The organism is Kouleothrix sp. 19917, assembly GCF_057073505.1.
Genome location: NZ_CP097099.1, coordinates 2,371,740 through 2,384,288 on the forward strand (window position 1 = coordinate 2,371,740; position 12,549 = coordinate 2,384,288).

Consider the following 12,549-nt stretch of genomic DNA (forward strand, 5'->3'; position numbering starts at 1 on the left):
GTCAAAGAAACGTTCCAGCGCATGCTGCGCCTACACAAACGGCAGCACCGCGCCCAGCAGCTCGGCCAGCTCGTCGGCCTTGACGGCAATGCCGGCCAGCAGCGCGGAAGCAAATGCCTGGTAGCGCGCGCTTGGGATGGCGGCACGGCGGCGCACGCGCTCGGCGTTAACCGCCACCTCGCGCAGATCGTTGGCCGGGAGCAGAGCCATGCCCTGCAGCTGGCCCACCAGCATAAGCAGACCGTTGTCGGGCTCGGCGGGCTTGGCCTTGATCCAGAAATGGAGTGTATCGCGCAGGTAGCTCCAGGCCTGCCACAGCGCCACGCGCTCGCGCGAGATCGGCGCGAGGCGCTCGTAGAAGGTCAGGAACACATCGCCGATCTGCTCAAGGCGGGCCAGCCGAGTGCGCCGCGCCGTCAGGTCGTGCGCCTGCTCATTGCTCAGCGCGTTCATGCCAATATCTTTAATCGCGGCGATAAACAGGCCCACATCCAGCGCGGGCTCGGCCATGCTGAAATCGTCGAAGTCGATAAAGCCGACATGCGGGCCGTCAATCAGCACCTGCTCGGGGTTGAACGTGCCGTGGGTTGGCACGGGCGCATCGGCGGCGCTGGCAGCGGAGCGCGCTTCGAGCGCGGCCAGCAGCGGCGCAAGCGCGCCGCTCAGATCGGGCACAGCCGTGCCGAGGCGGGCTTGCAAGTCGTGCAGCTCAGCCCACCGCTCGTCCAGCGTCACGGCTGGACCGTGAACAACGCCGGACTGATGGAAGGCGGCCAGGCCAGCAGCAGCGCGAATCATATACATGCTCAGCTGCGCATAGCTGTCGGGCGTGTCGTCGGCCAGTGCAGCTTTCAGCATATCTTCGAGCGACTCGTCGCCAGCGATTGGCCCCTGCACCATGACTTTGTGCTCGGGGATGTAGGCCAGCGGCTCGGCCATGCGTACAACCGTGCCCTCGGCCAGGTGTGTGCGCCACAGCGCCAGCATGCCTTCATAGGCATTGCGGCCCTTGCTGTCTTTGCGGTAGGTTTTGGCGATCACAGTGTCGGGCCAGCCGCGCGCAGCCTGCTCGGCCGGGTAGGAAAGATGGTAGCGCAGTGTGCAGCGGCTGCCGGGCTTGTAGCTCAGCACCTCGGGGCGGCTGCTCACGATCTGCATATCGGGGTGCGTGGAGGCGCGGATGCCGGCTTCGAGCATGGCGCGTGAGGCTTCGGCATCGGTCAGGAGCGGCATTGCGGCCAGCTCGCTCTCGGGCGGCTCGGGCACGAACTCCAGCCCAAGCGCGGGCAGCGCCAGCCGCCAGCCATCGGCCGCGAACGGCGTTGTTGGCGCCTGGGCTGGTGCAGGTTCGCCGCGCAATGCGGGTGGCGTAAAGGTGCCGCGCAGCGCCACCGACTGTGTGCCCTGTGGGCCTGCGGTGCTGAGCGTGTAGGTGCCAGCCCAGCGGCCATCGTCCTTCAGCAGCATGCGCTTGATTTTGCAGCTTTTCAGCTCCAGCGCGCCGCTGGCGAATTCGGGCACGGCGGCGCGCAGCGCGGCAGCCACGGGCTTGGCCTGCAGCGGGGCCAGCAGCCAGTCGGGCAGGGCCGCCAGCGCATGGAGGCCATCAACTGTGGGCGAGGCGGGCAGGCCGTCAAGGGTGCGGGATGTGGTTGCCATAGAATGCTCCTTCACGGGCAGGCTGCTGCGGGCAAGCACGGCTCGTTAGCTGTTCAGTAAGCCGCTCACCTCAAGGTGGCGTTCAAGCAGCGCCATGTTGGCAGGCAGGCGCTCGGGTTCGATCTTGGTCCAGCAGTACAGCACCAGCGTCAGCAGATCGAGCGTTTCCCACAGCGCGATGCGCTGGCGCGATGCCGGCGCATGGGTTTCGTAGCGCTGCAAAAAGCTTTCGCAGATCGCTTCCATCTGCTGCTGGCGGGCCGCGCCTTCCGGGCTGTTCGGGTCGACTTTGGCGGCATCCATGCCCAGCGCGCGGGTTTTGCGCGTGTAGCGCGACAGGTCGAGCGCCGGCTCGGACTGGCCGAAGCCGTCGAAGTCGATAAAGCCAATTGTGTCGTTGAACAAGAGCACCTGCGCCGGGCGGAACGCGCGATGCGCCGGCAAAATCGCGTCGGCGGGCGAAACTGCGGCGACGGCTTCAAGATGCTGCAGCAGCGGCTCGGCAGCGTCGGCCAGCTCGGGCACCATGCCAGCCAGGCGCGCGATCACCTCGCGCACCTCGGCCAGCTCGTCTTCCCAGGTGATCGTTTCGCCGTAGCGCACGCCCGAGGTGTGCAGCGCAGCCAGGCCGTCGGCAGTTTTGTTCATGAACCGCTCAAGCTCGCTCAGCATGGCGGGCGTGTTGGCAGAAACCGCCGACTTGAGCATGTCTTCCAGCGTCTGGTCTTCGTAGATCGGGCCCTGCACCAGCACCTTGTGCTCGGGCAGGTAGGCCAGCGGCTCGGCCAGCGTCACAATGTCGCCTTTGGAAAGGCCGGAATTCCACAGCGCAGCCATGCCCTCGTAGGCGTTTTTGCCCTTGCTGCCGCTATAGGTCTTCGCCACCATAATTGGCGGCCAGCCGCGTCCGGCGTGCTCGGGCGCATACTCAACGTCATAGACCACCGTGGCGCGGCTGCCGGGCTTGTAGCGCAGGTGGCGGATGGTCACACCGGCGATGCTGATATCGGCGTAGCTGGGCGAGCAGGCGCGCACACCATTTTCGAGCAGCTCACGCGCCTGAGCCGGGTCGGTTAGCAGCGGCAGTGCCGGCAGCGCCGGGTCGGCTGGCTGGTGCTGCAGCTCCAGGCGCAGCGCCGGCAGGTAGACATGCCAGTTCGGGCTGCTGAACGATGCGTCGGGCTCTGCAATAGCTGGCTCGGCAAAGCCCGGCGGCACCAGGCGGCCGGCCAGCAGGCTGGTGCGCGGCTCGGCGTCGCCCTGGCCCTGCACAACAATCTCGTACTGGCCGGTCCAGCCGTCCTGGCCCTTCTTCAGGCGCATGCGCTTGACGCTGAGCTTGCGGATCTGCGTGCTGCCATCGGCAAAAGCCGGCGTTGCGGCCAGCGCGGCGCGCACAGTATCGGCGTGGCCAGCTGGCCCAAGCCAGGCTGGCGCGTCCATAAAGCGGCGCAGACCCTCGAAGATTGCGCGCCGCTGGTCGGCAGCTAGTAGTCGAGCTGTGGTAGACACGCCATTTCCTCCTCAATGATTTCGAGCGCACTTTCCAGGCGGCTGCCCTTGAACTTCTGCCAGCTTCGCAGCGCGCGCCGCAGCAGGCTGATCATCTGGTAGATGGCGACCCGCACACGCAATCGCTCGATATCCTCAACGCGGGCGCCCATGGTGCGAATATAGGTTTGCAGGAACTGCTCGCGCAGATCTTCGACCAGGGTGTTGGGCGCGCTCGACGATGCCAGTGCCTGCGCCTTGCTGCCAGCCACGCGCAGGTAGGCCAGGAAGTGGCCCAGGTCGAGCGCGGGTTCGCCCTGGCAGACCGAGTCGAAATCGACCAGGCCAGCCTGTGTGCCTTCGAAAATAACCTGCGTGTACGTGTAATCGCCGTGGCAGAAGCCGGTTGGCAGCGCGTCGGACTGCTCGGCGTAGGTGCTGAGCTGATCGAGCCAGCCATTCAGGCGGCCAGCCAATTCGGGCGAATAGCGTTCCATGTCGGCGAAGCCCGCGCGCAGGCTGGTTAGCTCGTCGTCCAGCGAGCGGCGGCGGCCCAGCTTGATCGGCGCGGTGTGCATGGTCACGGCGATCTGGGCGCAAGCAGCGATCATTTCTTCCAGCGAAAGCATGCCCTGCGCCAGTGGTTTGCCGCGCAGGCGCGCTTTCAGCTGATCGGAAATCACCGGCTTGCCAGGGATGGCTTCCAGCAGCGACAGCTGCATGTCGGGGCGCCAGGCCAGCGCGTGCGGCACCGCGAACTTATAGCTGTTGCGCGGGTCGTTGGTCGCATCACGCAGCGCGCTCGTCACCGGGCCAGCCAGCGAGCCAATCGTGTCGTTGAAGACTTTGCCATACACGAGCTGGCGTTCGGCTCGGGCGCCGCCAGCGCGCTTGCCCTCGACGGTGTAGCGCAGCACCGAGCGGAAGCGGCGTGCATAATCAACCAGCTCGACCTTGCAGCGCTCGATTTCAAGACCGTTGTCGGTGGCTTCGGGCAGGGTCTCGCGAAACAATTCGGCCATGCGCTGCGGGTCGGTGGCAGGCACCAGCGCGGGCAGCTCGCCGTCGATCGGGAAGACGTGCAGGATCATATGCAGCGGCTCGATGATCGCGGCGGGCGTGCTGAACGGCGTGATCTCGGGGCGGCCGCGCATCAGTTCCACCAGCGGGGCCAGCTTATCGCGCATATACAGCGCGCAGGCGAGCTGGTTCGGGAAGACCATGCCAATCACAATCGGCTCGATGGTTTGCAGCGTAATGCGATCTTTCGCGCTCACTTCATAGCGCAGCGCCACGCCCTCGCCGGGCAGGTAGGTCGCCTGATCGAGCTCGCACTTCTCGATCACATAGTTCGTATGGCCTTTGCCAAACAGCGTGCCCTGGATCTGGTCGCGCATGCTCTGGGCGTCGAAGGCAGTGCGGATGCTCGGGAACTCTTCCTGAAAGGCCGGGCTTTGCAGCAGATCGAGCCGTTCGCCGCGCAGGCCTGAGCGCCCGGCCTGGCCGGCCTGCACTGCTGGCGTGTTCGGGCGCAAACCGGCGCGCAGGTCGCGCAGCTCTTCTTCGCCAAAGCGCATGGTCGAGCGGCCATCGACGCTGATCGCGGGCTGCAGCTCGGTGCGGCCCGTGGCGGCGGCTGGCGCGGCGGGTTTCGCTGGCGCGGCGGCCGGCTTGGGCGGCGCAACTGGCGGCTGCGCCACGGGCGGCTTGGTGTCGACCGGAGCCGCACCGGCCGCAAAGTTCACTTCTTTAGAAGCAGGCTCGGGAGCAGCCTCGGGGGCGCGGGCTGCCGGCGCGCTGCTGGCGGGCGTTTCGGGCTTGGCAGGCGCGGGTGCGCCAGGCGCGGGCGGCGGCGTAACCATGCGCATCACCTGGGCGTGGCGCGCCGAGGCGGGCGCAGCCGCTTGCTCGTTCGCGGCAGGCTTGGGCGCGGCAGGCGCGCTCGCCGCCGAGGCCACAGGTGCAGCCACAACAGCCGGCGCGCTCGCGGCAGGCGCGGCAGCAGCAGTTGCGGGTGGCGGCGGAACCACGGCCTGCATCATCAGGGTTTGGAAGGCTTTTTGCGACACCGGGGCCGGCAGGGCCTTGCCAATCAGTGTCTGGAAGGCTTTAGGCGTTACCTGCGGCATGTCGTCGTCATCGTCGTCTTCAAGCACTGCGGCGACCGCAGCGGGCAGCGGCGTTGGCGGTGGTACCGGCGTGGCCTTCATCTGGCCGCCTTGCTCCTGCACTACCTGACCGAACTGCTTGTTATACAGATCGGCATACAGGCCGCCGCGCTTCAGCAGCTCCTTGTGCGAGCCAACCTGCACGATCTCGCCGTCCTTGATCGCAATGATCTTATCGGCCTGGCGGATCAGGTTCAGATCGTGCGAAATAATCACCGTCGCCTTGCCGCGCATCAGCGAGCGCAGCGCCAGTTGCACCAGCTCGGTCGACTCCGCGTCGAGGCCGGTGGTTGGCTCATCGAGGATGAGGATGGGCGTGTTGCGAATAAAGGCGCGGGCAATGGCGATGCGCTGGCGCTGGCCGCCCGACAGGTTGCTGGCGCGTTCGCTCAGCACGGTGTCATAGCCGTCGGGCATTTTCTGAATGAAATCGTGGGCGCTGGCCTGCATGGCTGCCGCAATAATTTCCTCGCGCGTGGCGTTTTCGCGGCCATAGGCAATATTCTCAGCGACGGTGCCGGTAAAGAGAATCGCCTCTTGCAGCACCATACTCATCTGGCCGCGCAGCGAGTCGAGCCCAAACGAGCGAATATCCTGCCCATCAAACGTAATTGTGCCAGCGTGCGGGTCGTAGAGGCGCGGCAGCAATTGCACAATCGTGCTCTTGCCCGCGCCCGAGCCGCCCACCAGCGCCACCACCTCGCCCGGCGCAACCGTGAAGTTCACATCGCGCAGCGCCAGCCGCGGCTGCGGCGCCTTGCCGTCCTTCACATCTTCCGGCTCGGGCACATATGCAAAGCTCACGTGGCTGAACTCGATATAGCCCTGGAAGCGCGGCGCTGCCTGAGCATCCGGCCGGTCTTCCACTGCCGGCTTGCGATCCAGCACGTCGCCAATGCGCTCGACGCTGGCGATGATCTTGCCGACCTCATTCCACTGCTTGATCAGGCGCTTGGTTGGCTTGAAGGTGTTGGTAATGATGCCAACAAAGGTCAGCAACTGGGCCGGCGCAAACGACTGCGTACCCATCATGGTGGTGAAAATCACCGCCACCAGCACAATCGTCACGGCCTGCATCACGCCAAACACGCCGCTGAACACGGCTTGCAGGCGGGCGGCCTGCAGTGCCGTATCCATAGTCTGCCTGCTGATGTCGGCAAACTGCTTGAGCTGGTTACCGCCGCTGCCATAGGTCTGGATCACGCGAATCGAGGTGAGCATTTCCTGCGTGCTGGCGGCCAGTTCGCCTTCACGGGCGCGCACTTTCTTGGAAAGCGATTTAATGCGGTCGGCAAAATAGTTCGAAATGAGCGACAGCACCGGCACCATCAGCAGGGCCACAAACGCCACCAGCGGCGAGCCAAGCAGCAGCAGGCCTAGTGCCGAGATCAGCGTAAACACGCTGCCAGCGATATCTTTCAGCGAGTCGATCGCAAAGATTTCGATTGCGGCCACGTCGCTGGTGACGCGTGTGAGCAGATCACCAGTGCGCTGGCGGCCAAAGAAGGCCAGCGACAGCTTTTGCAGGTGGCCGAACAGCGAAGCACGCAGGTTGTAGCCAAGCTGGCGGCCGCCTTTGGAAAGGTAGATTTCCGAAAGCGAGTCGGTGACGCTGGAAAGAAAGGCCAGCAAAATCACCAGCGCGGCGATAAATGCCAGCGCGCTGTACCTGCTGGAAAATAGCCCGGCTATCAGCTGGCCGTTGAATGGCGCAGGCGGCACGCCTTTATCAAGAAACGCCACAAACAGCGGCAGCGGGTAGGCCGCCAGGTTATCCAGCAGCGAGTTCAGCGCCAGCATAACCATCGCAATCACGAATGTGACGCGATTACCGGCCAGAAAGCGGTTCAGCATCGACAGCACGCGCCGCAGATCGCTCTGCTGCTTGGCTGGTTTCTCGGGTTTGGCCTTGGCGGCCGGAAGTGCTTTGGCGTCGCTCATGGTCTATCTCTCTATCCCTTGTCGGCACGTGGCAGGCGCGGCGCAGAACGCGAGCCTACGCATTCCCCAGCTCGTGCAAAATCTGCCAGCCGGCATCGACCTGCGCCAGCGGCATGGGCGAGCGCGGCGCGCGCGAAAAGGCCCGCAGCGCCTTGCGCATCAGGGCCACGGCTTCGTACCAGCGGGCGCGGAAGTAGAACCCTTCGCCAAAGCCGCTGGCCGCAACATATTCATCCAGAAACGCGTCTTCCAGCCCGCGCAGCCAGGTCGCGCGCGCCGCCGCCGCCGCCGAGCCACGCGCCTTGAGCGACTGGTGGATGGCCATCTGGCGGAACGTCGCCAGATAGGTGCCAATGTCGGTGGCCGGGTCGGCCATGCCGCAGTGGTCCCAATCGAGGATCGCCACGCCCGCGTCGGTGAGCAGGCACTGGCTGTGCTTGCAATCGCCATGCACCAGCGTGATCTGTTCGCCCCATTCGGGCATGTGGTCGCGCCAGGCGGGCAGCGCCTCGGCCAGCGCCAGCAAGCGCCCGCCAGCGTCGGCGTCCACCGTGGCGGCCTGGCTGGCGCGCTTCACAAAACGCTTCAGCTCTTTGTCGATCGGGCGCTCGCGGTCGGTGGCGACGCCCGAGGTGTGCACCGCAGCCAGCGCCCCGGCCGAGCGCACCACGCCCGCCCATCCGCGCGGGTCGCCAGCCGTCACCGTGCCTTGCAGACCTTCGAGCAGCATCTCCAGCGATTCGCCTTCGATCGGGCCTTGCATCACCAGCATCAGGTCGGGCAGAAATGCCACTACCGGCGCAAGGATCACCCGGCCCGAGCGCACCGCGTCGGTGTCCGAAAGCATCTGCATCTCATGGAATACCGAGCTGGCCTTGCCAAGCTGGTGGTAGGCTTTGCCGTAGAGGGTGCGGCGGGCCAGCGCGCCAGCGGCATCGCGCTCCAGCAGGTCGAAGCGCATGGTGCAGCGCTTGCCGGGCCGGTAGCGCAGCGGCCGTGCGCGCACGCTCAGCAGCTCGCGTTCGCCGTCGCGATATTCTGGCAGGGCCTCGGCCAGCGCAGCGCGGATGCGGCGCGGATCGAGCGCCGTGGCCAGCCCGGGCAGCGCGGGGTCTTGCTCGAAGCTATACACCTGCATGCCCAGCGGCTCGATCAGGCGCGCGCTGGCGGGCAGTTCGCCCTCGACCTCGCCCCAGCGGAACGTGCCGATGACCATGCGCGGCCCAAGCTGGTAGAGCAGCGTGCAGTACTCGCCAACCTCATATTTCATATCAAGGATGCGGCAATCAGCGACATGGTCGGGGTGGTCGGGGAAGAAGATTGGCGTGAGATACTCCGCCATCTGCTGTGTGTTCTGGGCGATCTGCACCAGCCGATGCGTGTCGGCGCTGGTTGCAATCGGTTCGGTCTGCACGGATTGCATGGCGTCTCCCTCTCGCTGCCAGGCAACCCGGGCGGGCTGGCCGGCAAACGATTCAGGCAATCTTGCTACGAGTTTCTGGAACAACCGAACACTAAACGTTTGCGTGAGCTATTTTTGACGGGCTGGCCACGGCTTTTTCGAACAATTTAGCGATCTGCTGCGCGGCAGCTTGCAGATCGAAGTGCTCAACCACGGTGCTGCGGGCGGCACGGGCCATGCGCGCGCGCTCGGCCGGGTTGCGCAACAATTCGGCCAGGGCATCGGCCAGCGCTGCGACATCGCGCGGCGGCACTAACAGGCCATTCTCGCCGGTTTTGACAAGCTCAGGGATGCCCGCCACCGTGGTGCTCACCACGGGCAGGCCGCAGGCCATTGCCTCAACCAGCACATTCGGCACGCCATCGCGGTCGCCGTCGTCGGTCACAAACGAGGCCAGCGCAAACAGGTCGGCGCGCTGCAACTCGGGAATCAGCTCCTGCTGGCTGCATGCGCCCGGCAGCGTCACCACATCGGCCAGGCCGAGTGTGTCGATCAACGCGCGCAATTCGCCTTCCAGCGGGCCTTCGCCATAGATCGCGCATGTAAACGCCAGGCCAGAATCGCGCACGCGCGCGCAGGCGTTGATCAGGTCGGGAAAGCCCTTCTTTTCGACAAGACGACCAACCGACAGGATCCGTGGCACCGAATTCGACGCCGCCGAAATTTCCTGGCCCGCGCCAACCTCGGCCACTTGCGCCGCGCCGGTCCCTTCGCTCAGGCGGCCGGGAAGCGGCTGGAAGCCCGCCAGATTGACGCCATGATGGATGAGGCGCACTTTGGCCTGAAGTTCCGCCGGCATCACCTGATCGATATACGCAAGATTGGTGGCCGAGCAGGTGAGCATGGCAGTCGCACGCGCGGTGCGCTCGTTCAGCAGGTGCGCCGGGATCTGCACAAGGTCGCGGGCGTGCGCAGTAAACGAAAACGAAATGCCAGTCAGCTGCTGCGTCAGCAGCGCAATCAGGGCTGGGTCGTGCGCGAAGTGGGCGTGCAGGTGGCCGATTGGCCTGCCGGCGCGCGCCTCGCGCCGCAGCAGTGCGGCCAGGTACACCGCCATGTCGAAGCACTCGGCGCGGCTGGCCGACGTGTAGCCCTGGTCGAGATCGGCGCGGCGGGCAGCATAGGTGCGGGCGCGGGCATAGCGCGCGGGCGCGGCCCGCATGGCCGCCAGATGATCGGCCGCCAACGCAATCCGGCCGCGCCCACGCGCCTGCTCAAGGTAATCGACCGGCGCGTGCACCTGCCCCACCTGCGCCTGCACAATCGGCTCGTGCGGGTCGGTGATTGGGAAGAGATGCAAGGCGACACCCTGCTGCTCAAGCGCCAGGATCTCGTTCACAATGAACGTTTGCGATAGCCGCGGATAGCTGCGGATGATATAGCCGATACGCTGCATAGTTCCCAGGCCCAGGCGCTGCCGCCCAGGCGAAGCGCCGGGCGCAACACCCACGGCGCACTACCACACTACTTCCGCTCGGTATCGTTCATAATCATCGTGGCGAACTTGCTCGACAGCTTCTGGCGCGTGGCGTTGGGCAGCGAGCCAATGCCCTGGTCGAGCATCAGCTTGACCTGCTTGTGCTGCTCGTCGCCTTCGGGCCGGGGCCGCAAGCCGCGCACGCTGCACAGCTGCTTCATGATCTTCAGGCAGGTGTAGGCGTAGAAATACACAAAGCGCTCGTTCGGCTCCCAGTCGGCCACGCGGGCGTAGGCGCGCAGAAACGCACTTTGCAGCGTTGAGAACTGGTAGGGCGATTCTTTCACGCGGTAGGCCAGCAGGTGCAGGTTTGCGCAGAAGTGCGCCAGGTCGAAGTTCGGGTCGCCCAGGCGCATCTCGTCGAAGTCGATCACCTTCAGGCCGCGGTCGACCAGAATGTGCCCGTAGTGAAAATCCTTGTGAATGGGCGAGCGTGTTTCAAAGGCCATCTCGCTGGCGTGATCCTGCAGGTGCTTGGCGATATGCATGGCTTCGTCGGCAAACTCGGGGTATTTATGGCCCACCAGCACCGCCCAGGCCTGCACGTTCACCAGCTCGGTGGCAAGGCGGAAATGCTTTTCGATCTTCAGCGGGTAGGTGTGCAGTGTGCCTAACCACTCGCCGGCCAGATCGACATAGCGCAGTGCATTGTCGGCGCCAAACACATCGCCCAGCATCTCGCCTTCGGCCGGCACATACACCAGCATCGACATTTCGGGGATGCAGCCCAGCGCGCGCGGCACGCCCAGCAGCGGCGATTTTTTGAAGCAATCGTCGTGGAGCGATTGCATCGTTTGGCAGACGCGCTGCGCCTGGCTTAGCTCGGGGTAGAGCTTGCCATACACAATGCATGTGTCGCCATACTCGGTGCCGCTCACCTCGTAGTGGATGAGGCCGCGATTGCCCTGCTTGTAGGCCAGCAGCTTGGCATAGGTGACTGCCGGCTGCTGCCCAGGCCGCGCCAGTGCCGCCAGCAGCGGCTCAAGCTGTGCCGTCATCTTGTCGCAGTCGAGCGCAACTTCAAGCACTGGCAGGCGCGTTTTGATGAACGCCGTGGGGTGCTTGTGCATGCTCGTCGAGGTCATCACATTGACGATGCCGGTTTCACGCATGTTGTCGGCGCTGGATGGCTGCTTGGCGTCGTTCTGATCGTCTGACATAGCTTCCCGCTTCTCTGCTGGCGAGCCGACCGAGATCGGGCTCTGGCACGACTGCGGCAAAGGTCGCCGCTCCTGAGGCCGCTGCCACCGTATACTAAACGGGGCAGGCGGGCGTTTTTCTAGTCTGGTGGCTGGTATAGGTGCCACTATACCCGAAACGCATGTGAAACGAAATGCCCCCGCGCCGGGCAAAGTGATCGCTTATCCAACCATTGCCTAACTATATGCAAAAGACAGGTGGCAAGCCTGTCCTCGTGGGCCGACTATTGAGCTAGCTGACACTGCGCGCGATTGCGGGCCGCCCGCTGCCGGGCGCAAAACCGACTTCGGCATCGAGCCGAAAGCCCACGCGCTGCACCGTAGTGATCAATGGCGGCTCGTGCCCGGCGGACTCGGCCACGCTGCGCAGGTTGCGCCGCAGCTTGGCAATACACGCGTTCAGCGCGTCTTCGCAGGTGGCGTGGTCGTAGGGCTGCCCCCACACCGCCAGAAACGTGCCTTCGCGCGTACACACCGTGCCGGGGTTGTGCGCCAGATGCAGCAGCAGGCCGTATTCGAGCGGGCTGAGCTGGAGCGGCGCGCCATACACCAGCACAGTGCGCGCGTCTTCGTCGATAAACAGCGGCGCGGGCAGCGGGCTCGACTGCATCACCAGGGTTTCTTCCGGGTCGGAAAAGCGCAGAGCGACGTCATTCGAGCCAAGCCAGATTTCGTCGCTGGTGCTTAGCTGCGTGCCCTGCTCGATGCGCTTGCCGTTCACAAATGTGCCATTGGCGCTGCCCGCGTCGAACAGCACATAGCGGTCGTGCTGCAGCTCGATGCGGGCGTGCAGGCGCGAGATCACCGGCAGCGCGATCACCACGGCGCACGAATCCGAACGACCGAGCGTCGTTACGTCCTGGTGAAGCTTGATGCGCTCCTCGCCGCCATCGGCGCGACGATACGTCAAAATTCCCGGCGTTGCACGAGCCATGCGGGTTCCCGATATTGTTTGGATAACAGGGTATAGAGGCCATTGTATCACGCCTGAGAATGATTGACAACGGGTACCCAGGTGGTAAAATACAGTCATCCATTTGTGATCCAAAAGCTGACTGTTTGCTGACCACGCTGACTCTTCCCGCAAAATCGGTCGAAATGTATGGCAGCCAGACGAACAAAACACTGTTCTGCATCGTTTAATATATAGCA

General features: G+C 64.8%; 7 protein-coding genes. All 7 read right to left on the reverse strand.

What is annotated here, in order from left to right:
* Nucleotides 1-30: 30 nt before the first annotated feature.
* Nucleotides 31-1,659 carry a phosphotransferase gene (locus M1P90_RS09800; protein WP_483702433.1) on the reverse strand — a complete coding sequence of 543 codons (1,629 nt, stop codon included), beginning with the start codon at nucleotides 1,657-1,659 and terminating at the stop codon, nucleotides 31-33.
* 45 nt (nucleotides 1,660-1,704) lie between these two features.
* On the reverse strand, nucleotides 1,705-3,171 hold the full coding sequence (locus M1P90_RS09805; protein ID WP_483702434.1) for an aminoglycoside phosphotransferase/kinase family protein: 1,467 nt from the start codon (nucleotides 3,169-3,171) through the stop codon (nucleotides 1,705-1,707).
* Nucleotides 3,147-7,259: an ATP-binding cassette domain-containing protein gene (locus M1P90_RS09810; RefSeq protein ID WP_483702435.1), complete on the reverse strand. Its 4,113-nt coding sequence runs from the start codon at nucleotides 7,257-7,259 to the stop codon at nucleotides 3,147-3,149. Before M1P90_RS09810 ends, M1P90_RS09805 begins: the two co-directional genes overlap by 25 nt.
* Before the next feature lie 55 nt (nucleotides 7,260-7,314).
* The gene (locus M1P90_RS09815; RefSeq protein ID WP_483702436.1) at nucleotides 7,315-8,682 is read right to left on the reverse strand and encodes a phosphotransferase family protein; all 1,368 of its coding nucleotides are present in this window, start codon (nucleotides 8,680-8,682) and stop codon (nucleotides 7,315-7,317) included.
* A gap of 91 nt (nucleotides 8,683-8,773) precedes the next feature.
* The gene (locus tag M1P90_RS09820) at nucleotides 8,774-10,171 is read right to left on the reverse strand and encodes a glycosyltransferase (RefSeq protein ID WP_483702437.1); all 1,398 of its coding nucleotides are present in this window, start codon (nucleotides 10,169-10,171) and stop codon (nucleotides 8,774-8,776) included.
* A gap of 14 nt (nucleotides 10,172-10,185) precedes the next feature.
* Nucleotides 10,186-11,358, reverse strand: a complete 1,173-nt coding sequence (locus M1P90_RS09825) for a phosphotransferase family protein (RefSeq protein ID WP_483702438.1) — start codon at nucleotides 11,356-11,358, stop codon at nucleotides 10,186-10,188.
* A 271-nt stretch (nucleotides 11,359-11,629) separates the two neighbouring features.
* The gene (locus M1P90_RS09830) at nucleotides 11,630-12,331 is read right to left on the reverse strand and encodes an FHA domain-containing protein (protein ID WP_483702439.1); all 702 of its coding nucleotides are present in this window, start codon (nucleotides 12,329-12,331) and stop codon (nucleotides 11,630-11,632) included.
* Nucleotides 12,332-12,549 lie beyond the last annotated feature (218 nt).

Coding starts and splice junctions, on each gene's coding strand:
- M1P90_RS09815 (WP_483702436.1), bottom strand. CDS start 8,682: ATGCAATCCGTGCAGACCGAACCGATTGCAACCAGCGCCGACACGCAT.
- M1P90_RS09830 (WP_483702439.1), bottom strand. CDS start 12,331: ATGGCTCGTGCAACGCCGGGAATTTTGACGTATCGTCGCGCCGATGGC.
- M1P90_RS09810 (WP_483702435.1), bottom strand. CDS start 7,259: ATGAGCGACGCCAAAGCACTTCCGGCCGCCAAGGCCAAACCCGAGAAA.
- M1P90_RS09800 (WP_483702433.1), bottom strand. CDS start 1,659: ATGGCAACCACATCCCGCACCCTTGACGGCCTGCCCGCCTCGCCCACA.
- M1P90_RS09825 (WP_483702438.1), bottom strand. CDS start 11,358: ATGTCAGACGATCAGAACGACGCCAAGCAGCCATCCAGCGCCGACAAC.